This is a genomic window from Lysobacter sp. F60174L2 (assembly GCF_052547135.1).
In genome coordinates this window covers 1-22,500 of the sequence record NZ_JBQWRA010000005.1, presented here as the reverse complement: position 1 = coordinate 22,500, position 22,500 = coordinate 1, and the positions used below count along the sequence as shown (strand labels likewise).

Sequence of the window (22,500 nt, the reverse complement as noted above, 5' to 3'; positions counted from 1 at the left end):
TGCCCTCACCCCAGCCCTCTCCCGCAAGCGGGAGAGGGAGCCAGAAGCGATGCAGGCCGCCTTCCCTTCTCCCGCTCGCGGGAGAAGGTGCCCGAAGGGCGGATGAGGGCGCTCTTCAGGCCAGCTGCCCATGGCAGTGCTTGTACTTCTTGCCGCTGCCGCAAGGACACGGATCGTTGCGACCGACGTTGGCGAAGGCCTGGTTGGCCCGATCGGCGCCGGCCTGCTCGGCCTCTTCGTCGGCCCCGAGGCCGCCAGCGGAGGCGTGCTGGAACTGCATCTGCCGGGCACGCGCTTCGGCCTGCGCGCGCTCCTGCGCTTCCAGTGCGGTGATCTCCTCCTCGCTGCGGATGCGCACGCGCGCCAGCAGGGTCACCACTTCCAGCTTGACCTTCTCCAGCATGTCGCTGAACAGCCGGAACGCCTCGGACTTGTATTCCTGCTTGGGCTGCTTCTGGGCGTAGCCGCGCAGGTGGATGCCCTGGCGCAGGTAGTCCATCTTGGCCAGGTGCTCCTTCCAGCTCTGGTCGAGCACGTTGAGCATGATGTGCTTTTCGAGCATCCGCATGGTTTCGGCGCCGATCTGCTCCTCGCGCGCGGCGACGTGCCGGGCCACCTCGGCCTCGACGTGCTCGGCGATGCCCTCGGCGTCGATCTCCCTGCTGTCGCGGACCAGCGCCTGCAGGTCCACCTGCACGCCGAAGTCCTGGGCCAGCGCGGCCTGCAGGGCCGGCAGGTCCCACTGCTCGTCGATCGAGCCCGGCGGCACGAAGCGGGCGACGGTGTCGGCGACGACGTCCTCGCGGATGCTGTCGATGTTGTCCTTGACGTCCTCGGCCTCCAGCAGCTCGTCGCGCTGGGTGTAGATGACCTTGCGCTGGTCGTTGTTGACGTCGTCGAAGTCCAGCAGGTTCTTGCGGATGTCGAAGTTGTGGGCCTCGACCTTGCGTTGCGCGCCGGCGATCTGCTTGGTCACCAGCGGGCTTTCGATGATGTCGTCTTCCTTCAGGCCCATCTTCGCCATGACCCGCTGCACCCAGTCGGCGGCGAAGATGCGCATCAGGTTGTCTTCGAGCGACAGGTAGAAGCGCGAGGAACCGGGGTCGCCCTGGCGACCGGCGCGGCCGCGCAGCTGGTTGTCGATGCGGCGCGACTCGTGGCGCTCGGTGCCGACGATGTGCAGGCCACCGGCGGCCTTGACCGCTTCGTGGCGCTCGCGCCATTCGGCCTTCAGGCGCTCGCGCGTGGCCTCGTCGACTGGCTCGCCGCTGGCGGCCTCGAGCTGCTCGATCTCGTTTTCCCACGAGCCACCCAGCACGATGTCGGTGCCGCGGCCGGCCATGTTGGTGGCAATGGTGATCGCGCCCGGACGACCGGCCTGGGCGATGATCACCGCCTCGCGTTCGTGCTGCTTGGCGTTGAGCACCTCGTGGTGGATACCGGCCTCGCGCAGCTGCTCGGAGAGCATCTCCGAGACCTCGATCGAGGTGGTGCCGACCAGCACCGGCTGGCCCTTGGCGTTGGCTTCCTTGATCTCGGCCAGCACAGCACGATACTTGCCGGCGCGGTTGAGGAACACCGCGTCCGGGCTGTCCTTGCGCTGCACCGGGCGGTTGGGCGGGATCACCACCACTTCCAGGTTGTAGATGCTCTGGAACTCGAACGCCTCGGTGTCGGCCGTGCCGGTCATGCCGGCCAGCTTGTTGTACATCCGGAACAGGTTCTGGAAGGTGATGCTGGCCAGCGTCTGGTTCTCGCGCTGGACCGGCACGCCCTCCTTGGCCTCGACCGCCTGGTGCAGGCCGTCGGACCAGCGGCGCCCGGCCAGGGTGCGGCCGGTGAATTCGTCGACGATCACCACCTCGCCGTCGCGGACGATGTAGTCGACGTCGCGCTGGTAGATCGCATGCGCGCGCATCGCGGCGTTGAGGTGGTGCACGACGCTGAGGTTCTGTGGGCTGTAGAGGCCCTCCTCGTCTTCACCGCTGATGATCCCGGCCTCGCGCAGCAGGCGCTCGGCGTGCTCCTGGCCGTCCTCGGACAAGTGCACCTGCTTGCCCTTCTCGTCGACCCAGTAGTCGCCCTCGCCTTCCTCGGTCTCCTGCCTGACCAGCGACGGCACCAGCCGGTTGACCTTGATGTACAGCTCCGGCGAATCGTCGGCCGGGCCGGAGATGATCAGCGGGGTGCGGGCCTCGTCGATCAGGATCGAGTCGACCTCGTCGACGATCGCGTAGTTGAGCCCGCGCTGGTGGCGGTCCTCCTTCGACAGCGCCATGTTGTCGCGCAGGTAGTCGAAGCCGAACTCGTTGTTGGTGCCATAGGTGATGTCGGCGTTGTAGGCCGCGGCCTTGTCCGAATGCGGCATGCCCGGGTAGACCACCCCGACCGACAGCCCCAGCCAGTTGTACAGGCGACCCATCCAGGCCGAGTCGCGCCGGGCCAGGTAGTCGTTGACGGTGACGACATGGACGCCGTCGCCGGTCAACGCGTTGAGGTAGACCGGCAGGGTGCCGACCAGGGTCTTGCCCTCACCGGTGCGCATCTCGGCGATCTTGCCCAGGTGCAGGACCATGCCGCCGATCAGCTGGACGTCGTAGTGGCGCATGCCCAGCACCCGGACGCTGGCCTCGCGGCAGACCGCGAAGGCTTCCGGCAACAGCTTGTCGAGGGACTCGCCGTCTTTCAGGCGCTGCTGCAGTTCGGGCGTCTTGGCCTGCAGCTCGGTGTCGCTGAGCTTCTGCATCTCCGGCTCGAGCGCGTTGATCCTGGTGACGGAGCGTTGCAGTTGACGGAGCAGGCGGTCGTTGCGGCTGCCGAAGACGCTGGTAAGCAGGTTGTTGAGCATGTGCGGTCCGAAAAGGAGTCCGAAAGCGGTCGCCAACGAAAACGGGGCGCCAGGCGCCCCGTTATGGCGAAACGATCATTCTAGCGTGGGGGTCGCCGCGGTGCCTATCAAGGGCCTGCGCCCATCAAGGGCGCCCACCCGGGCCCGCCACGCCCCCAGGCGCTCAGCCGCGCAGGGGCGACTGCTGCTGCAGGAACTTGTTCGGGTTGACCGCCACGCCGTTCTTCCACACCTCGAAGTGCACGTGGGCGCCGGTCGAACGGCCGGTCGACCCCGCCTTGGCGATCTCCTGCCCGGCGCGGACCAGCGAGCCGACCTTGCGCTCCAGCCGCGAGTTGTGCGCGTAGCGGGTCACGTAGCCATTGCCGTGGTCGATCTCGATCACGTTGCCGTAGCCCGAGCGACGACCGGAGAAGCTGACCACGCCATCGGCGACGGCCATCACCGGATCACCGACGTCGGCTTCGAAATCGATGCCCTTGTGGTAGGCGCGGCCACCGCGGATCGGATCGGCACGGCTGCCGAAACCGGAGGTGATGTAGCTGTGGATCGGCTCACGCGACGGCACCGAATTCATGTCCAGCTGGCGGTTGAACAGCAGCGATTCCAGCACGCCGAGCTGCTCGCCTGACGCCTTGAACTGCGCGTCGAGCTGGGCCAGCCCGCTGTCGAGCTCGGCCTTGGGCATGTCCTCGACGATGCCGGTGCCGCCGATGCCGACCGGCTTGTTGAAGTCGAACTCGCCGTCCTGCAACTGGCCGATCCGGGTCAGTCGCTCACCGAGCGCATTGAGGCGGTTGGCCTCGGCCTGCAACTCGCCAAGGCGGGCAGCCAGCGCATTGATCTCGCGCTGCGCATCGGCCCGGGTGCTCTCGATCTGCGCCTGCTGGTGCTCGACCTGCGCGCGCAGCGCCATGTTGCCGGCGATGCCGCCGCCGACGCCGGTCGCCAGCCCGCCGCCCAGCAGCAGGGCCGCGGCCACGCCGGGGCGCTGCATGCCGTGGTGGACCAGCGCCTGGCCGACATTCCTCGCCTGGGTGGCCAGCATGTCGCGCGATTTGTTTAGGATGTCGTTAAAGGTCATATGTCCGATGTCTGATTCCAGATCCAACCCACCGCGCCGTCCCTCGACCCCCACCGCCGCGCTCGATGCGCTGCTGGCGGAGCCCGCTGGCGACCCGATCCGCCGTGCCATGTGGCTCGACGAGCTGGACCGTCGGTTACGCCCCCTCCTGCCGTCCCCGCTCGCCGCGCATGCGCGACTGGCGAACTACGAGCGCGGCAGGCTCGTATTTGTTGTCGACGCTCCGGTGTGGCGGGCAAAACTGCGCCTGCTCGCGCCGGAACTGCTCGATGCCGCCCGATCCATCGGGTTGGCCGCGGCCGAGTTCGTCGTCAAGACGAGCCTCGTTCCGGACGCGCCGCCCCTGCAGGCGCCCCGGAAAACCGTGACCATGTCGCCGGCTGCTAAGGAAGCCCTGCAGGCCGCGCTGGCGTCGCTGAAACCCGACAGGAAGCCTGGCTCCGACGACACCAGATGAAACCCGGTGGGTGGCTGTCCGCCCCTTGGCACGCTTCGTGCCGTGAAGACCGGGTGATCATCGACGGGGCATCCTAAAACGCAAAACCCCCTCGCTTGTTAAGAAACGAGAAGGGTTTTGTTAATTTATCGTTATCACGTCACGGGGTATTCACATCCGTGACGGGGCGCACCCGGGGACCGAACCGGGCGTCTTTTTTTGGCGTCAGACCGCTGCGGGCTGGCTGTAGGCCACCGGGACCGGCGCATCTTCGCCGGTGTAACTGACGATGTCCCAGGCCGACTGCTCGGCCAACAGCGCGCGGACCAGCTTGTTGTTGAGGGCGTGGCCGGACTTGTGGCCCTCGTAGGCGCCGATGATGGCGTGGCCGGCGAGGTAGAGGTCGCCGACCGCGTCGAGGATCTTGTGGCGGACGAACTCGTCGGCGTAGCGCAGGCCGTCCTCGTTCAGCACGCGGAACTCGTCGAGCACGATCGCGTTGTCCATCGACCCGCCGAGGCCGAGGTTGCGCTCGCGCATGTATTCCAGGTCGTGCATGAAGCCGAACGTGCGGGCGCGGCTGACTTCCTTGATGTAGTTGGCGGTCGAGAACTCGACCTCCGCGCGCGACTGGGTCTCGGGGATCGCCGGGTGGTTGAACACCACGGTGAAGCCGAGCCGGAAGCCGTCGTAGGGCTCGAAGCGGGCCACTTTATCGCCGTCGCGGACCTCGACCGGGTGTTTGATGCGGATGAAGCGCTTGGGCGCTTCCTGCTCGGCCACGCCGGCCGACTGCAGCAGGAACACGAACGGACCCGCCGAACCGTCCATGATCGGGACTTCGGGGGCGGACAGGTCGATATAGCAGTTGTCGATGCCCAGGCCGGCGAGCGCCGACAGCAGGTGTTCGACCGTCATGACCTTGCCGGCGCCCTGGCTGAGGCCGGTGCACAGCACGGTCTCGGTGACCAGGTCGGCGCGCGCGGGAATCTCCACCACCGGGTCGAGGTCGACGCGGCGGAACAGGATGCCGGCATCGACCGGGGCCGGGCGCAGCGTCAGGAAGACCTTCTCGCCACTGTGCAGGCCCACGCCGGTGGCGCGGATCACGTTCTTGAGGGTGCGCTGGCGCAGCATCGGATCGGGGCGGGCCTTGGTTTTAGGGCGGAAAGATTAACACCCAACGTGCTGAACCCGACTGGAAAGAGGTGTGAAGAACGTCGGGGAACGCGGAAATCGGGGAGAAACGACCGGTCGGCCAACCGCCAGGGCGGCCGACCGGTCAAATTGCCCCGGGCATGGGGGCCCCGGGACCAAACTTGGACACGGTTTTTACAGCGGATCAGATCAGACAGGTCAGGTCATTCAGTCGGCCTGGCGACGCAGGAACGCCGGGATGTCCAGGTAGCTGTCGTTGCCGAAGTCCGCCGCGGCCGCGGCAGGCGCCGCTGCCGGTGCGTCCGAGCGACCGGCACTGCCACGCAGGCTGCCGCCAAAGCTCGGCATCGGCGCGGCGACCGCGTCCTCGGCCGGGAACATCGGCTGGCCGGTGGTGCCGTCGCGGACCAGCTGGATCGGCGCGCGGTTGACCTGGTCGTTCGGGCGACCCTGGCGGGCGACCGCGCGGTTCAGGCCGGTGGCGACCACGGTGACCTTGACCTCGTCCTGCATGTCCGGGTCGAGCACGGTGCCGATGACGACGGTCGCGTCCTCCGAGGCGAACGCCTCGACGGTGCGGCCGACCTCGTCGAACTCGGCCATGGTGAAGTCCGGGCCGGCGGTGATGTTGACCAGGATGCCGTTGGCGCCGGACAGGTTGATGTCGTCCAGCAGCGGGTTCTGCACCGCCGCCTCGGCCGCGGCCTGGGCGCGGTCGTCGCCGCGGGCGGCGCCGCTGCCCATCATCGCCAGGCCCATCTCGGACATGACGGTGCGCACGTCGGCGAAGTCGACGTTGATCAGGCCCGGCCGCACGATCAGGTCGGCGATGCCCTGCACCGCGCCGAGCAGCACGTCGTTGGCGGCGCGGAACGCCTGCACCATCGTCGCGTTGCGACCGAGCACGGTGATCAGCTTCTCGTTGGGGATCGTGATCAGCGAATCGCAGTGGTGGCTCAGTTCCTCGATGCCCTTGAGCGCGACCTGCATGCGCCGGCGGCCCTCGAACGGGAACGGCTTGGTGACGACGGCCACGGTCAGGATGCCCATCTCCTTGGCCAGCTGTGCCACCACCGGCGCCGCGCCGGTGCCGGTGCCGCCGCCCATGCCGGCGGTGATGAACACCATGTCGGCGCCCTGCATCGCGTCCATCAGGCGCTCGCGGTCCTCCAGCGCGGCCTGGCGGCCGACTTCCGGGTTTGCGCCCGCGCCCAGGCCCTTGGTGACGTTGCTGCCGAGCTGCAGCTGCAGCTTGGCGCCGCAGTTCTTGATCGCCTGCGAGTCGGTGTTGGCGGTGATGAATTCCACCCCGTCGACGTTGCCGCTGACCATGTGGGCGACCGCGTTGCCGCCGCCGCCACCGACGCCGATCACCTTGATGATCGCGTTGGGGGCCATGTTTTCTACCAGTTCAAAGTGCGCCATGTCCGTGTCCTCGTATGTCTAGTTATATGGAGCTGGTGTGTTGCGTGCGGTGTTGCCGGGGGAACGCCTTCGCCGCCTGCTCAGAACTGGCCCCGGTACCAGTTCTTGAGCTGGTTGAAGAAACTGCCCGCGCGGCCGGTGCTGATCACCGGCCGCCGCGGGTTCTCGATCTGGCTGCCCATCAGCAGCAGGCCGACGCCGGTGGCATGCACCGGGTTGCCGACCACTTCGCCCAGGCCGGTCACGTGCTGCGGGATGCCGACGCGCACCGGCATCTGCAGCATCTCCTCGGCCAGTTCGACCACGCCTTCCATCTTTGCCGCGCCGCCGGTCAGCACCATGCCGGCGCGGACGTGCTGCTCGAAACCGCTGCGCCGCAGCTCGGCCTGGACCATTTCGAAGATTTCCTCGTAGCGCGCCTGCACCGCCTGCGCCAGCGAGTGGCGCGGCATGCGGCGCGGCGGGCGGTCGCCGACCGACGGCACCTGGATCGATTCCTCGGCGGTCGCCATCTGCGCCAGCGCGCAGGCGTAGCGGACCTTGATCTGCTCGGCCTCGGGCGTGGGCGTGCGCAGCATGTGGGCAATGTCCTCGGTGACCTTGTCGCCGGCGATGCCGAGGCTGGCCGAATGCGCGATCGCGCCCTGCACGAAGACCGCGATGTCGGTGGTGCCGGCGCCGATGTCGACCAGCACCACGCCGAGCTCGCGCTCGTCCGAGGTCAGCACCGCGTTGGCCGAGGCCAGCACGCCGAGGATCAGGTCGTCGACCTGCAGGCCGCAGCGCTGCACGCACTTGCTGACGTTGGCCGCGGCCGACTGCGCGCAGACCACCAGGTGGGCATGTACCTCCAGCCGCACGCCGGTCATGCCGACCGGGTTGCGGATGCCTTCCTGCGAGTCGTCGAGCACGTAGTCGCGCGGGATCGCGTGCAGGATCTTCTGGTCGGCCGGGATCGCCACGGCCTTGGCGGCGTCGAGCACGCGGTCGAGGTCGGCGAAGCTGACTTCGCCGTCGCGGATCGGCGCGATGCCCTGCGAGTTGCGGCACTGCACATGGCTGCCGGAGATCGACGCGTAGACCGAGCGGATCTCGCAGCCGGCCATCAGTTCGGCCTCCTCGATCGCGCGCTGGATCGACTGCACGGTCGACTCGATGTCGACCACCACGCCGCGGCGCAGGCCGCGCGATTCATGGCTGCCGATGCCGATGACCTCGATCGGGTTGCCCGGCGAGAACTCGCCGACCAGTGCCACCACCTTGGAGGTGCCGATGTCGAGGCCGACGATCAGCGATTTGTCGCCTTTGCGATTCATGACTTTCCCTGCTTGTCGGCTGGCGTGGACCGGCTGCCGGAATCGGCGACCGGGGCCCAGCTCAGCGCAAAACCATTGGTGTAACGAAGGTCGGCGCGGACCAGCCGCTGGACCTGCTGGGCGAGCAGCTGCGGCATCAGCCGCACGAACCGGCCGATCCGCGCGCGCGCCTCGTTGCGGCCGACCACGACTTGCGCGCCATTACCCAGCCCCAGCGTCCAGCTGCCGCGCGGGTCGAGCACGACCGCCTCGACGTCCACGCCGATCGGCGCGAACAGCACCTGCAACTCGTTGTAGAGCGCGACCACGTCCTCGATCCGACCTTCCGGCCCGTGCAGCAGCGGCAAACCCGCCGGAACCTCGATGCCGGCGGCGGGGAAGATCCGGCCGTGCTCGGACAACACCTGGTCCTTGCCCCAGCGCGCGAACGGCACGTGCTCGACGACGTTCACTTCGAGCACGTCGGGCCAGCGCTTGCGCACCTCGGCGCGCTCGACCCACGGCAGTTTCGCCACCGCGGCCTGCGCATCGTCCAGGCGGACCGCGAAGAAACCCTGCCGCGCATACGGCAACAGTGTCTGCCGCAGCAGCGCGTCATCGACGCGATGGAACTGGCCGGTCGCGCGCAGCTTCGCCAGCGGCCAGTGGTCGCTGCCGACCCAGCCGTTGAGCACGGCCACCAGCGGCAGCGCGACCAGCGCCACTGCGAGCAGCCAACCCAGCAGGCGCAGCATCGCGTTCACGCGCGCGCACCTCCTGCGATGTCCAGACTCGATTCGAGCACGCGCCAGCACAGGTCCTCGAAACCGATCCCGACTTCGCGCGCGGCCTTGGGTACCAGCGAGTGACTGGTCATGCCGGGCGCGGTGTTGACCTCGAGCAGGAAGAACTCGCCGCTGCTGCGGTCGCGCATGACATCGACCCTGCCCCAGCCGCTGCAGCCGGCGGCCTCGAACGCGGCCAGCGCGATGCGGCGAATCTCGTCCTCGGCCGCGCCATCGAGGCCCGGGCACAGGTACTGGGTGTCCTCGGCGACGTACTTGGCGTTGTAGTCGTACCACTCGCCCTTCGGCACGATCCGGATCGATGGCAGCGCGACGTGGCCGGCGCCGTTAGCGATGACGGCGACGGTCAGCTCGTCGCCGACCACCATCTGCTCCATCAGCAGTTCGCCGGGGTAGCGGGCCGCGAGCGAGACGGCGTCGTCGAGCCCGGCTTCGTCGAGCACGCGCGAAATGCCGACGCTGGACCCTTCGCAGGACGGCTTGATGATCAGCGGCAAGCCGATCTTGCGGGCGGCGTCATGCACGTCGTCGCCCTTGCCCAGGCGCAGGTAGCCCGGCGTCGGCAGGCCGACGCTCAGCCACACCTGCTTGGTCCGGATCTTGTCCATGCTCAGCGCCGAACCGAGCACGCCGGAGCCGGTGTACGGAACCTTCAGCGCGTCGAGCAGGCCCTGCAGCACGCCATCCTCGCCACCGCCCTTGTTGCCGTGGAGGATGTTGAAGACGCGGTCCACCCCGCCCTCGCGCACCGCGTCGACCAGCGCCGGGATGCCATCGACCGCGAACGCATCCACGCCGCGCGACTGCAGCGCTTCGAGCACGTTGCGGCCGGAATCGAGCGAGACCTCGCGTTCGGAACTGGTGCCGCCCATCAGTACCGCGACGCGGCCGAAGGCGGTCGGATCGGTCACGCGCGGCGATGCGATCGCCAGGCTCATGGCGTGCCCTCCCCGACTGCGGTGAACCCGTGCATCGCCACGTGCTGCGCGACCTGGCCGATGTCGCCGGCGCCCATCATCAGCAGCAGGTCGCCGTTCTCGAGCACGTCGCCGAGCACGGTCGGCAGTTCGCTCGCGCCGCCGACCACCACAGGGTCGATCCGGCCGCGTGCGCGGATCGCCCGCGCCAGCGACTTGGCATCGGCCCCGGCGACGGGCGACTCGCCGGCCGCGTAGACCTCGGTCAGCACCAGCGCGTCGACGCTCGACAGCACCGCGGCGAAGTCGTCGAAAAGGTCGCGCGTGCGGCTGTAGCGATGCGGCTGGAAAGCCACCACCAGCCGCTTGTCCGGCCAGCCGCCACGAGCCGCGGCGAACACCGCTTCCAATTCCTTCGGGTGGTGGCCGTAGTCGTCGACCACGGTGACCATGCCGCCCCGGGCCAGCGAGGTCTGCGACAGCAGGTTGAAGCGGCGGCCGATCCCGGCGAAGCCTTCCAGCGCGCGCGCGATCGCAGCCGGCTCGACGCCGAGTTGCCACGCCACCGCGGCCGCGGCCAGCGCGTTCTGCACGTTGTGGCGACCGGGCAGCGCCAGCGTCACCGGGCAGCGCGCGCCGTCGGGCAGGCTCAGGGTGAAGTGCATGCGCGCGCCCTGCTGGCTGACGTCCTCGGCGCGCACGTCGGCGTCTTCCGAGAACCCGTAGGTCATCACATGGCGCGGGGTGCGCTCAGCCAGCGCGGCGACCTCGGGGTCGTCGATGCACAGCACCGCCAGGCCGTAGAACGGCAGGCGATGCATGAACTCGAGGAACGCGGCCTGGACCTGGGCGAAGTCGCCGCCGTAGTTCTCCAGGTGGTCGGCGTCGATGTTGGTGACGATCGCGATCTGCGGGTTGAGGCGCAGGAAGCTGCCGTCGCTCTCGTCGGCCTCGGCGACCAGCCAGTCACCGCCGCCGAGCCGCGCGTTGGCGCCGGCGGCGAGCAGTTGCCCGCCGATCACGAAGGTCGGGTCGATCCCGCCCTCGGCCAGCACGCTGGCGGTCAGCGAGGTGGTGGTGGTCTTGCCGTGGGTACCGGCGACCGCGATGCCGCGCTTGAAGCGCATCAGCTCGGCCAGCATCTCCGCGCGCGGCACCACCGGGATGCGCTGCGCGCGCGCTTCCATCAACTCGGGGTTGTCGGCCTTGATCGCGCTCGACACCACCACGCAGTCGGTGCCGAGCACGTTGGCCGCGCTGTGCTCGCGATGCACGGCGATGCCGAGCTTCGCGAGGCGGCGCGTGACCGCGTTGTCGGCCTTGTCCGAGCCGGACACCTGGTAGCCGAGCGTGCACATCACCTCGGCGATGCCGCTCATGCCGGTGCCGCCGACACCGATGAAGTGCACGCGCGGAAACGCCTTGGCGAGGTCGCCGCTGTGTTGCAGCCGGCGGCGCACGGTACTGCTCATGCAGCCTGCTCCTGGTCTGGGGATTTGGGGTGGGACGCAAGCCGGGAAACGATGCCGGCGACGCGCGCGGCGGCATCCGGCCGCGCCAGCGCGCGCGCGGCCTGCGCCATCCGCAACAGGTCGACGCGCTCGGCGAGGATTTCGAGCGTCGCCGACAGGCGCTGCGCAAGCTCGCGTGTATCGGCACCCTGCGGCAACAACTGCGCGGCACCGCGGTCGACCAGGTACTCGGCGTTGCGGGTCTGGTGGTCGTCGACCGCCTGCGGGAACGGCACCAGCACGCTGCCGACGCCAACCGCGCACAGCTCGGCGAGGGTCAACGCACCGGCGCGGCACACCACCACGTCGGCCCAGCCGTAGACGGCGGCCATGTCGGCGATGAACGGTTCGATGCTGGCCTCGATCCCGGCATCGGCGTAGGCGCGGGCGGCGCTGTCGACCTGCTTCTCGCCGCACTGGTGGCGGACCTCGAAGCCGTCGATCCGACCGCGCAGGCCGGCGAGCGCGGCCGGTACCGATTCGTTCAATGCACGCGCGCCCTGGCTGCCACCGAGCACGAGTACGCGCAACGGCCCCTGACGGCCGGCGAAGCGGTGTTCCGGTCCATCGACTGCGGCGATCTCGGCGCGTACCGGGTTGCCGACGACCTGCTCGTTGGCGAAGGTGTCGGGGAACCCCGTCAACACGGTACCGGCGAACTTCGCCAGCACCCGGTTGGTCATGCCCGGTGCGCGGTTCTGCTCGTGCACGACCAGCGGAATGCCGGCCAGTCGCGCGGCAAGCCCGCCCGGCCCGGCGGCATAGCCACCGAAGCTGACCACCACGCCCGGCCGGCGCTTGCGAAGCACCGCGGCGGCCGCGCGCACCGCGCCGAGCACCTTGAACGGGGCGCCCAGCAGCGTGGCCACGCCCTTGCCGCGCAGGCCGCGCACCGCGATCGTGTCGATCGTGATGCCGTGCTGCGGGACCAGCCGGGTTTCCATGCCGCCCTCGGCGCCGAGCCAGGTCACCGGCACGCCGCGGTCGAGCAACTCACGCGCGACCGCGAGGCCCGGGAAAATGTGGCCGCCGGTACCGCCGGCGAGGATCATCACCGGACGCACCGCGGCGCTGGCAACCGGGCCGCTCATCCGAGCCTCCCGATCACCGGCTCGACGCGCTGGCGCAACCGGCTGGTGCCGCGTGCCACGCTGTTCACCGCGGCCGGCCTCGAGGCGGGTTGCGACGGCAGCGGCTGGGCCGTCGACGGCGTTCCGGCCGACGGCTGCGCCGCCTCGCCCCGCAGGCGCGCGACCTGGCGCTGCGCGCGGTCGAGTTCGTACGACACCCGCAGCAGCAGCCCCATCGCCGCGCACGTCATCAGCACGCTGGAGCCGCCCGACGAGATCAGCGGCAGGGTCAGGCCCTTGGTCGGCAGCAGGCCGAGGTTGACGCCGATCGAGACGAAACTCTGCAGCCCGATCCACAGCGCGATGCCGAACGCGCAGTAACCGGAGAAGTGGCGGCGCATCTCGACGCACTTCAGGCCGAGCCAAAGCGCACGCCCGACCAGCAGCGCATACAGGCCGATCACCACGCACACGCCGACGAAACCGAGTTCCTCGGCGATCACCGCGAGGATGAAGTCGGTGTGCGCCTCCGGCAGGTACGACAGCTTCTGCACCGAACCGCCGAGGCCGACCCCGAACCACTCGCCACGGCCGACCGCCATCAACGCGTTGGTCAACTGGTAGCCGGAGTTGAACGGATCGGCCCACGGGTCGAGGAACGAGGTCAGCCGCCGCACGCGGTAGGGCTCGGCGATCGCCACCACCGCCAGCAGGGGCAGCAGCACCAGCACCGGCCCGAACATCCGCGGCATGTTGACCCCACCCAGCACCAGCATTCCGCCGGTGATCGCCAGGATCAGCGACAGCGAGCCGAAGTCGGGCTGCAGGATCAGCAGCAGCACCATCAGCACCGCCACGCCGAGCGGCTTGAGCATCGCCGACCACGTCGCCGTGACCTCTTCGCTGTAGCGCTTGAGGTAACTGGCCAGCCAGATGATGTAGAGCAGCTTGACCGCCTCGACCGCCTGGAAGCTCGATACCCCGAGGTTGATCCAGCGCCGCGCGCCGTTGACCTCGTCGCCGAGGCCGGGGATGAACACCGCGATCAGCAGCCCGAAGCAGCCGAGCAGCAACCAGTGGTTGTGCGACTCGACGGTCTTCAGGTCGGTCCGCATCAGCCAGGCCGCCAGCCCCACGCCGATGCCGAGGAAGGCGACATGGCGGACCAGGTAATGGAACGGGCCGACGCCGTAGTCGAGCGCGATCGAGATCGAGCTGGAGCCGACCATCACCACGCCCAGGCAGGCCAGCGCGCACACCACCCCGAGCAGCCAGCGGTCGTAATGACCGCTGATCGCGTCGAGGCGGGTGGCCTGGCTGGATGCCTGGTGCGCGGTGTCGTTCATCAGCGCACCTTCAACGTCGCCAGGCCGACCAGCACCAGCACCACCGAGATGATCCAGAAGCGCACGATCACGCGCGGCTCCGGCCAGCCCTTGAGCTCGAAGTGGTGGTGGATCGGCGCCATCTTGAACACGCGCTTGCCGGTGAGCTTGAACGACGCCACCTGGATCATCACCGACAGCGTCTCGATCACGAACAGCCCGCCCATGATCACCAGCACCAGTTCCTGGCGAACAATAATTGCGATGGTGCCGAGTACCGCGCCCAGCGCCAGCGCGCCGATATCGCCCATGAACACCATCGCCGGATAGGTGTTGAACCACAGGAAGCCGAGCCCGGCCCCGGCGATCGCCGCGCAGATGATCACCAGTTCGCCCGCGCCGGGCACCGCCGGGATCTGCAGGTATTCGGAGAACACCGCGTTGCCCGAGGCATACGCGAACACGCCGAGCGCACAGGCGACCAGCACCGTCGGCATGATCGCCAGCCCGTCCAGGCCGTCGGTCAGGTTGACCGCGTTGGAGAAGCCGACGATCCAGAAGTAGGCGACCACGATCACGCCGGCGCCCAGCGGCAGCGCCAGCGCCTTGAACAGCGGCACGTAGAAGGTGGTCGCGGCCGGTACGTCGGCGGTCGCGAACAGGAACACGCCGGCACCGAGGCCGAACAGCGACTGCAGCAGGTATTTCCAGCGCGACTTCATGCCGTTGGGGTCGCGCTTGACGATCTTCAGCCAGTCGTCCCACCAGCCAATCGCGCCGAACGCGACCATCACCGCCAGCACCACCCACACGTACTTGTTGCGCAGGTCGCCCCACAGCAGCACCGAGGCCAGTACGGTGAACAGGATCAGCGCGCCGCCCATGGTCGGCGTGCCGGCCTTGGAAAAGTGCGTCTGCGGGCCGTCGGTGCGGATCGGCTGGCCGCCCTTGTACTGGGCCAGCTTGCGGATCACCGCCGGGCCCCACCACAGCGACAGCGCCAGTGCGGTCAGCGCGCTGAGGATGCCGCGGAAGGTCAGGTAGCCGAACAGCGCGAAACTGCTCTGCAGTTGTTCGAGCCAACGGGCCAGTTCAAGCAGCATCGGTACCCCCTTTGTTGTCGGACAGCAGCGCCGTCACGACCTTGTCCATCGCACTTCCGCGCGAGCCCTTGACCAGAATCCGGACGCCGGCGGCCAGTTCCCCGCGCAGTGCCTCGATCAGCGCGGTGTGGCTGTCGAAGGCCTGCCCGCCCTCGCCAAACGCCTCTGCCGCGGCGGCGCTGAGCCCACCCAACGCGAACAGGCGCCCGATCCCGGCCGCCTTCGCACGGCGCCCGGCTTCGGCATGCATCGCCTCGGCGTCGTCGCCGAGTTCGCGCATGTCGCCCAGCACCAGCCAGCCTTCACCCGGCGCCTCGGCGAGGGTGTCGATCGCCGCGGCGAGCGAGCCGGGGTTGGCGTTGTAGCTGTCGTCGACCAGCACCACGCCGTTCTTCAACGTATGCGCGACCAGTCGACCGGCGACCGCGACGGCCTCGTTCAGGCCGCATGCGATGGCGTCCATCGAAGCGTCCAGGCCGATGGCCAGCGACGCGGCGGCGAGCGCATTGCGGATGTTGTGCCGCCCCGGCAACGCCAGTTCGACCGCGGCCTCGCCATGCGGTGCGACCAGGGTGAAGCGCGATCCATCCGCGGTGGCGACGATGTCGCGTGCGGTGACGTCGCTGCTGGCCTCCAGGCCGAACCGGACCAGCCGGCGGCCATGCGCGCGCTCGGCGAAGTACGGCGCGAATGCATCGTCGGCATTGATCACCGCGACACCATCGGCCGGCAGCGCGTCGTAGATCGCGGCCTTGGTGTCGGCGACGCCGAGCAGGCTGCCCATGCGCTCCAGGTGCGCCGGCGCGACGTTGTTGACCAGCGCCACGTCGGGGCGGACCACCTTGGTCAGGTAGGCGATGTCGCCCGGCTTGCCCGCGCCCATCTCGTAGACCGCGAACCGCGCGTCCTCCGGCGCATCGAGCACCGCCAGTGGCAGGCCGATCTCGTTGTTGCGGTTGCCGGGGTTGGCGTAGGCGTTGCCGGCGTGGCGCAGGATCGACAGCAGCAGCGTCTTGACGCTGGTCTTGCCGTTGCTGCCGGTGATCGCGGCGATGCGGGTATCGCGGCCGCCCTGCACCGCGGCGGCGAAGTCGGCCAGCGCACGCTCGGTGTCGGCGACGACGACCTGCGGGACTGGCGCATCGACCTGGCGCGACACCAGCGCCGCGGCGACCCCGCCCTGCGCCGCCGCGGCGACGTGGTCGTGGCCGTCGAAATTCCCGCCCTTGAGCGCGACGAACAGCGCGGCGCCGGCACCCGGCAATGCGCGGGTGTCGGTGGCGATCGCGTCGACGATCACGTCCTCGCCGTGCAGGCGGCCACCGGTCATGCGTGCGATGTCGGAGAGCGTGAGCGGCTTCATGCCCGTGCCTCCAGGGCCGCACGCGCGACCTCGGTATCGTCGAACGGGTGCAGCACGCCGCCGATGTCCTGGTTGGGTTCGTGGCCCTTGCCCGCGACCAGCACGATGTCGTCGGCGGTGGCGATGCCGACCGCGCGTGCGATTGCCGCGGCGCGGTCGCGCTGCACGGTCACCGCTTCGGCATCCATGAAGCCGGCCATGATTTCGGCAACGATCCCGTCACCGTCCTCACGACGCGGGTTGTCGTCGGTGACGATCACCACGTCGGCATGGGTCTGCGCGATCGCGGCCATCTGCGGGCGCTTGCCACGGTCGCGCTCGCCACCACAGCCGAACACGCAGATCAGCCGTGCGCCCGCATGCGCGCGCAGCGACACCAGCGCCTGCTCCAGCGCGTCGGGAGTGTGGGCGTAATCGATCACCACCAGCGGCAACCGGCCGTCGCCGCCAAGCCGGTTCATGCGGCCGCGCACCGGCTGCAGTTGCGACAGCACTTCGGCGATGCGCGCCGGCTCGTCACCGAGTGCGAGCAGCGCGCCGGCGACCGCCAGCAGGTTGTCGACGTTGAAGCGACCGAGCAGCGGCGATGCGACCGGATGGCGCTCGTCACCGGCCACCAGTTCGAAGCCGATCCCGGCGTTGTCGAGTTGCAGCGATTCGGCCCGCAGCACGGCGTCGGTGTTGCCATGCGAGCTCAGGCCGATCACCGGCAGTTCCGGCGGCAGTGCGTCCTTCATCGCGCGGCCGTGGGCGTCGTCGAGGTTGATCGCCGCCGCCTTCAGTCCGCGCCAGTGGAACAGCCGCGCCTTGGCCGTGCCGTAGCCGGCCATGTCGCCGTGGTAATCGAGGTGGTCGCGGGTGAGGTTGGTGAACACCGCGACATCGAAATGCACGCCGTCGACGCGGCCCTGGTCGAGCGCGTGCGAGCTGACTTCCATCGCCAGTGCATCCGCGCCCGCATCGTGCAGGTCGTCGATCAGGTCATGCAGTTGCAACACCAGCGGCGTGGTGAAGCCAGTCGGCACGACCTCGCCATGCAGGCCGGCGCCGAGCGTGCCGATGGTCGCCGCGCGCACGCCGCGCAGGTGCCAGGCCTGGCCGAGCAGTTGCACGGTCGATGTCTTGCCGTTGGTACCGGTGACGCCAACCACCGTCATCGACCCGCTGACCCGGCCGTGGAAGCGGTCGGCCAGCTCGCCCAGCCGCGCGCGCAGGTTGGGCACCGCGATCGCATCGGCGGGCGCCGGGATTTCGGCCGACGCCGGTGGCTCGAAAAGGATCGCCGCAGCGCCGGCGGCACGCGCCTGGTCGACGAACTTCAGGCCGTGGGTGCCGAAGCCGCCAATCGCGACGAAGGCATCACCCCTTTTGATGGCACGGCTGTCCTGCACCAGCCCGGTGATGACCAGCTCCGGTGCGATATCCGCGACATCCGGCAGCAGTTCGGCCAGCAGCATGCTGCGATTCATCGGGCACCCCCGACGGTGACCGGATCGGGCAGGCCGGGGTCCGCAGCACCCGTCGCATCCGCCACCGCGACCGGCAGCACCGGCGCGTCCGCGACGGGCTTGCCGCCATTGGCGCGGATGCGCTTGGCCTGCGCGTCCGCCTGCGCGGCCAGCCAGGTCTCGATGTCGTCCGGTGGCACGTCCATCAGCCGCAACGCACCGGCCATGACGTTCTTGAACACCGGCGCCGCCACCGCGCCGCCGCCATAACCGTGGCCAGCGCTGGCGTCGGGCTCGTTGACCACGACCACCATCGAGAACCGCGGATTCTCCACCGGCACCACGCCGGCGAACAGCGCGACGTACTGGTCCGAGTAACCGCCCTGCGGGCTGAACTTGCGCGCGGTGCCGGTCTTGCCGGCAACGTGGTAACCAAGGATCGCCGCGCCGGTGGCGGTGCCGCCACGTTCGGTCACGGTCTGCATCATCGCCAGCACTTCGTGCGCCAGTTCCGGCTCGATGATGTCCTCGGCCTCGTTGCGCTGGCCCTTGACGAAGGTCGGCGCGATCAGCTTGCCGCCGTTGGCCAGCGCGGCGTATGCCACCGCGACCTGCAGCGGCGTCACCGACAGGCCGTAGCCGTAGGCCATGGTCGCCTTGTCGGTGCCGTACCACTGGTCCGGTGACTTGAGTACGCCGGTCGACTCGCCGGGGAAGCCGCTGCCGGGCTTGCTGCCGTAGCCGAACTGGCGGACGAACTTGTAGTAATAGTCGTCGGACAACTTCAGCGCGAGCTTGGCGGCGCCGACGTTGGAGCTGTGGGTGATCACCCCGGTGACCGTCAACGCACCGTAGTTGCGGAAGTCGTTGATGGTGTAGGGACCGTTGCGCATGTAGCCCGGCGAGGTGTCGACGATGGTGTCGGGCGTGACCTTGCCGCTCGCCAGCGCGGCGGCGATGGTGATCGGCTTCATGGTCGAGCCGGGCTCGACCACGTCGGTCACCGCGCGGTTGCGGCGCGCGTCCTGGCGGCCGCCTTCGAGGTCGTTGGGGTTGTAGCTGGGCAGGTTGGCCATCGCCAGCACTTCGCCGGTATCGACGTCGAGCACCACTGCCGAGCCGCTGGACGCATCGTGTTCCAGCAGTGCGCGGCGCAGTTCGCGGAAGGCCAGGTACTGGATCCGGCGGTCGATGGTCAGGGTCAGGTCGTGGCCCGGTTGGGCGGGCTTGAGCAGGTCGACGTTCTCGATGATCCGGCCCTGGCCGTCGCGGATGACGCGCTTGGAGCCGGGAGTGCCGCGCAGCCAGTCGTCGAACGCCAGCTCCAGCCCTTCCTGCCCGCGGTCGTCGATGTTGGTGAAACCCAGCACGTGGGCCAACGCCTCGCCCTGCGGGTAGAAGCGGCGGAACTCGCGCTGCGAGAACACGCCGGGGATCTCGTGGTCGAGCACGCGTTGCGCCTCGGCCGGGCTGATCCGGCGCTTGAGGTACATGAACTCCTTGTCCGCGCGCTGGCCGAGCTTGCGGGTCAGGTAGTCGGCCGGGACGCCGAGCAGCTTGGCCAGCTCGGGGATGCGGTCGACGTGCTTGAGCAGCTCCTGCGGGTTGGCCCAGACCGACTCGACCGGCGTCGACACCGCCAGCGGTTCGCCGTTGCGGTCGGTGATCATGCCGCGCGAGGTCGGGATCGGAATCTCGCGCAGCGCGCGGGCATCGCCCTGGCGCACGTAGAAGTCGTTGTTGAGCACCTGCACGTCGAACGCGCGGCCGACCAGCGCCACCGAGCACAGCGCCAGCGTGCCGCCGACCAGCGTCAGGCGGTGGCGCGGGTTGTAGCGCACGCCACGGCGCGGGCGCCTGTCGTCGCTGGCGAACAGCTCCTTCAGCGAGCGCCACGACGGGCGCGGGTCGCCGCGACCGCGGTCATTACCGCGCGGCTTGCGCTGGCCGTTGCGCCAGCTCATGGACGGATCACCACGATTTCGGCGCCTTCGGGGAACTTCATCCCGAGGCGGTCGCGCGCGACCTGGTCGATGCGGTTGCTCTCGGCCCAGGTGGCCTGCTCCAGCTGCAGCTGGCCGAACGCGATGTTGAGCTCGTCGCGCGCCTTCTCCAGCCGGCTGACTTCGACGAACAGCACGCGGTGGCGATGGCGTGCATGCACCACGCCGAGCGCGGTCACGACATTGGCCAGCACCAGCACCGTCAGCAGCAGGCGGCCGCTCATGCGACCTCCTTCAACGGAAGCTTTTCGGCGACCCGCAGCACCGCGCTGCGCGCGCGCGGATTGCTGGCGGTCTCGTCATCGTCGGCCTTCCGTGCGCCGCCGATCGCCTGCAGGACAGGCGTGAACTCGACTTCTACCGGCATCCGGCGGTTGGCCGGGGGCGCCTTGGCGTGGCGGTTGATGAACTGCTTGACGATGCGGTCTTCCAGCGAATGGAAGCTGATCACCGCCAGTCGCCCGCCGGGCTTGAGTTTCGCTATCGCGGCGTCGAGGCCGGCTTCAAGGTCCGCCAGCTCGCGGTTGATGAAGATCCGGATCGCCTGGAAGCTGCGCGTGGCCGGATGGATCTTGTCTTTGCCGCGCGGCATCACCGACGCGATCAGCTCGGCCAGTTGCGCGGTACGGACCAGCGGCTGCTCCTCGCGACGGGCGACGATGGCGCGCGCGATCTTCCGCGACTGGCGCTCCTCGCCGTAGGTCCACAGCACGTCGGCGATTTCGCGATCGTCCGCGGTCGCCAGCCACTCGGCGGCGCTCGGCCCGTGGTCGGGATCCATCCGCATGTCGAGCGGACCGTCCTTTCCGAAACTGAAACCGCGCTCGGCGACATCCAGCTGCGGCGACGACACGCCGAGGTCGAACAGCACGCCGTCGAGCCCGGCAGCGGTCGCGTTCCAACCGGCGAGGTCGGCGAAGCTACCACGGAAGATCGCCACGCGCGGGTCCGCGCCGAACTCGCGTTCGGCCACGGCAATCGCGTCGGGGTCCTTGTCCATCAGCAGCAGCCGGCCTCCGGGGCCGAGTTGGTCGAGCACGCCGCGCGCGTGGCCGCCGCGGCCGAACGTGCCATCGAGGTAGGCTCCATCCCCACGCACCCGCAGGCCTTCCAGGACCTGCCGGTACATCACGGGAAGGTGGCCGGAAGTCGCCGAGCGCTCCATGCCACCGTCCGTCATAGCTGCAGGTCGAGCAGCTCGTCGCTCAGGTCGTCATCGGAGACCGTCTGACGGATCTGTGCGTGATGCGCCTGCTCGCTCCACAACTCGAACTTGTCGCCCATGCCCAGCAGCACGGCCTTCTTCTCGATCCCGACCGCGGCGCGGTGGCTGGCCGGGACGGTGATGCGGCCGTTGCCGTCGAGCTCGACGAAGGTCGCCGCACCGACCAGCTTGAGCTGCAGGTTGCGGTTGACCTTCTTGGCCTTGGGCAGCTTGTTGACCTGGTCGCGCACGCGCTCCCAGATCGCCTCGGGGTAGATGTAGAGGGAACCGGATTCGAAGGGGTTGTAGGTGATGACCAGGCGGTTGCCGCATTCGCGCGCGACGACGTCGCGGTGGGCGGTGGGCACCGCCAGCCGGCCCTTGTCGTCAATCGTGATGGCGGTCTCGCCCTGGAACATTGCGCACCTGGTTGTTGGCCCGTCTCTGCGGACGGTTTGCCTGTCGGACATCCGGCGCAAAAAACCGGATGCAGCCACCGAAAACCACAAAAAACCCGGTTTTCCCTCTGGCGCCCACCTTAGGCAGGCCAAAATGGCTTGTCAACAACTTTCCAGACGCAATTTCATTAACGGGATCAACAAGTTGCAGCGAACTTCAGAGTCTTATTCAAGACTTATCCACTAACCGTTGTTTCGTCTCATATTTTGAGACAAACAGACTTTGGGGCAGATGTGAAATTCGGTTCAGGAACCCGCCCCGCCCGGCTCTCGGGGCCATGCTGCGATGCAGCAACCAGCGGTCGATCGCTCCGGCCAATCGATATCTGGGTTTTGACAGGTAGCACGTCAGGATCAGAGCGCTCACGCAGCGACCGGGAATCCGGGGAGCAAGCGTCGGCGCCGCGATGCGCGGCATCATGGATTTCGCGCGGGCGAAGGGCGTCCGCCACTGTTCAGAACCCGCGAATACGGGCTCTGGACAGTGGCGGAGCCGGCCGATAAGCCGGGTTCTGTCGTGGACAGTCATTCCTCTAGGCGCATCGTCACCGATACGCTCGAGCAACCTACCCGGACCCGACGCGGGCCGCGCCATGAGGTCCCTATTTGGTCTTGCTCCCGGTGGGGTTTGCCGTGCCGGTCTGTTGCCAGACTCGCGGTGCGCTCTTACCGCACCGTTTCACCCTTGCCACGCACTCCCGGAGGAGCCGTTCGGCGGTCTGCTCTCTGTTGCACTTTCCGTCGGCTCGCGCCGCCCAGGCGTTACCTGGCACCGTGCCCTGTGGAGCCCGGACTTTCCTCGGCACCGTCACGGGCGAACCCGATCCGGTGACGCGACTGCCTGGCCGACTCCGCCGCGTGCAGTTTAGCGGGTCGCGGGGGCGCAAAGGTGGGATTTTTGGGGCTCGGCCGGGATTGGGTTCAGGGCGGGAACCTGGAGCGAGAGCTTCGTCGGGTTGTTGTCACGCAGGAGGCGGCCGGCGGGGGAATTGCTCCAGCCCTTCATCAGGACATCCTGTCCTGAGGCGGGCCGCGGGCCATCCATG

The 22,500-nt window shown here is 68.8% G+C and carries 19 protein-coding genes and 1 other RNA gene; 1 reads left to right on the top strand and 19 read right to left on the bottom strand.

Annotated elements, in window-relative coordinates; genetic code table 11:
- Window positions 1-115 precede the first annotated feature (115 nt).
- Together secA and ACT9AS_RS13215 are read right to left on the bottom strand one after the other, a co-directional pair.
- Complete coding sequence (secA, locus tag ACT9AS_RS13220) at window positions 116-2,848, bottom strand: preprotein translocase subunit SecA (RefSeq protein ID WP_445100625.1); 2,733 nt, start codon at window positions 2,846-2,848, stop codon at window positions 116-118.
- 163 nt (window positions 2,849-3,011) lie between these two features.
- On the bottom strand, window positions 3,012-3,932 hold the full coding sequence (locus ACT9AS_RS13215; RefSeq protein ID WP_445100624.1) for a peptidoglycan DD-metalloendopeptidase family protein: 921 nt from the start codon (window positions 3,930-3,932) through the stop codon (window positions 3,012-3,014).
- Between the two features lie 7 nt (window positions 3,933-3,939).
- Here ACT9AS_RS13215 and ACT9AS_RS13210 point away from each other — a divergent pair, with 7 nt between their 5' ends.
- Window positions 3,940-4,389, top strand: a complete 450-nt coding sequence (locus ACT9AS_RS13210; RefSeq protein ID WP_445100623.1) for a DciA family protein — start codon at window positions 3,940-3,942, stop codon at window positions 4,387-4,389.
- Between the two features lie 204 nt (window positions 4,390-4,593).
- Here ACT9AS_RS13210 and lpxC read toward each other — a convergent pair whose 3' ends face one another.
- From lpxC to ACT9AS_RS13125, 17 genes are all read right to left on the bottom strand, one after another.
- Window positions 4,594-5,505: a UDP-3-O-acyl-N-acetylglucosamine deacetylase gene (lpxC, locus tag ACT9AS_RS13205; protein ID WP_445100622.1), complete on the bottom strand. Its 912-nt coding sequence runs from the start codon at window positions 5,503-5,505 to the stop codon at window positions 4,594-4,596.
- Window positions 5,506-5,733: 228 nt separating this feature from the next.
- On the bottom strand, window positions 5,734-6,951 hold the full coding sequence (gene ftsZ / locus ACT9AS_RS13200) for a cell division protein FtsZ (protein ID WP_445100621.1): 1,218 nt from the start codon (window positions 6,949-6,951) through the stop codon (window positions 5,734-5,736).
- An 80-nt stretch (window positions 6,952-7,031) separates the two neighbouring features.
- Window positions 7,032-8,267 (bottom strand): cell division protein FtsA, encoded by a 1,236-nt coding sequence (gene ftsA / locus ACT9AS_RS13195; protein ID WP_445100620.1) that lies wholly within the window; start codon window positions 8,265-8,267, stop codon window positions 7,032-7,034.
- Window positions 8,264-9,010 (bottom strand): cell division protein FtsQ/DivIB, encoded by a 747-nt coding sequence (locus ACT9AS_RS13190; RefSeq protein ID WP_445100619.1) that lies wholly within the window; start codon window positions 9,008-9,010, stop codon window positions 8,264-8,266. The genes ftsA and ACT9AS_RS13190 overlap by 4 nt, the downstream gene beginning before the upstream one ends.
- Entirely contained in the window at window positions 9,007-9,990 is a 984-nt protein-coding gene (locus ACT9AS_RS13185; protein WP_445100618.1) for a D-alanine--D-alanine ligase, read from the bottom strand. The genes ACT9AS_RS13190 and ACT9AS_RS13185 overlap by 4 nt, the downstream gene beginning before the upstream one ends.
- Window positions 9,987-11,441: a UDP-N-acetylmuramate--L-alanine ligase gene (gene murC / locus ACT9AS_RS13180; protein ID WP_445100617.1), complete on the bottom strand. Its 1,455-nt coding sequence runs from the start codon at window positions 11,439-11,441 to the stop codon at window positions 9,987-9,989. The genes ACT9AS_RS13185 and murC overlap by 4 nt, the downstream gene beginning before the upstream one ends.
- A complete protein-coding gene (gene murG, locus ACT9AS_RS13175; RefSeq protein WP_445100616.1) occupies window positions 11,438-12,571 on the bottom strand; it encodes an undecaprenyldiphospho-muramoylpentapeptide beta-N-acetylglucosaminyltransferase in 1,134 nt (377 codons plus the stop codon). Before murG ends, murC begins: the two co-directional genes overlap by 4 nt.
- Window positions 12,568-13,896, bottom strand: a complete 1,329-nt coding sequence (gene ftsW / locus ACT9AS_RS13170; protein WP_445100615.1) for a putative lipid II flippase FtsW — start codon at window positions 13,894-13,896, stop codon at window positions 12,568-12,570. Before ftsW ends, murG begins: the two co-directional genes overlap by 4 nt.
- The gene (gene mraY / locus ACT9AS_RS13165; protein WP_445100614.1) at window positions 13,896-14,978 is read right to left on the bottom strand and encodes a phospho-N-acetylmuramoyl-pentapeptide-transferase; all 1,083 of its coding nucleotides are present in this window, start codon (window positions 14,976-14,978) and stop codon (window positions 13,896-13,898) included. Before mraY ends, ftsW begins: the two co-directional genes overlap by 1 nt.
- Window positions 14,968-16,341: a UDP-N-acetylmuramoyl-tripeptide--D-alanyl-D-alanine ligase gene (locus ACT9AS_RS13160; RefSeq protein WP_445100613.1), complete on the bottom strand. Its 1,374-nt coding sequence runs from the start codon at window positions 16,339-16,341 to the stop codon at window positions 14,968-14,970. Before ACT9AS_RS13160 ends, mraY begins: the two co-directional genes overlap by 11 nt.
- The gene (locus ACT9AS_RS13155; protein WP_445100612.1) at window positions 16,338-17,810 is read right to left on the bottom strand and encodes a UDP-N-acetylmuramoyl-L-alanyl-D-glutamate--2,6-diaminopimelate ligase; all 1,473 of its coding nucleotides are present in this window, start codon (window positions 17,808-17,810) and stop codon (window positions 16,338-16,340) included. Before ACT9AS_RS13155 ends, ACT9AS_RS13160 begins: the two co-directional genes overlap by 4 nt.
- Complete coding sequence (locus tag ACT9AS_RS13150; protein ID WP_445100771.1) at window positions 17,807-19,666, bottom strand: penicillin-binding transpeptidase domain-containing protein; 1,860 nt, start codon at window positions 19,664-19,666, stop codon at window positions 17,807-17,809. The genes ACT9AS_RS13155 and ACT9AS_RS13150 overlap by 4 nt, the downstream gene beginning before the upstream one ends.
- Window positions 19,667-19,749: 83 nt before the next feature.
- Complete coding sequence (ftsL, locus tag ACT9AS_RS13145) at window positions 19,750-20,016, bottom strand: cell division protein FtsL (RefSeq protein WP_445100611.1); 267 nt, start codon at window positions 20,014-20,016, stop codon at window positions 19,750-19,752.
- Window positions 20,013-20,972: a 16S rRNA (cytosine(1402)-N(4))-methyltransferase RsmH gene (gene rsmH, locus ACT9AS_RS13140; RefSeq protein WP_445100610.1), complete on the bottom strand. Its 960-nt coding sequence runs from the start codon at window positions 20,970-20,972 to the stop codon at window positions 20,013-20,015. The genes ftsL and rsmH overlap by 4 nt, the downstream gene beginning before the upstream one ends.
- The gene (gene mraZ, locus ACT9AS_RS13135) at window positions 20,969-21,415 is read right to left on the bottom strand and encodes a division/cell wall cluster transcriptional repressor MraZ (protein WP_445100609.1); all 447 of its coding nucleotides are present in this window, start codon (window positions 21,413-21,415) and stop codon (window positions 20,969-20,971) included. Before mraZ ends, rsmH begins: the two co-directional genes overlap by 4 nt.
- Before the next feature lie 524 nt (window positions 21,416-21,939).
- Window positions 21,940-22,307, bottom strand: an RNA gene (gene rnpB / locus ACT9AS_RS13130) — RNase P RNA component class A.
- A 12-nt stretch (window positions 22,308-22,319) separates the two neighbouring features.
- A partial coding sequence (locus ACT9AS_RS13125) for a hypothetical protein (RefSeq protein WP_445100608.1) occupies window positions 22,320-22,500 on the bottom strand: 181 nt, incomplete at its 5' end.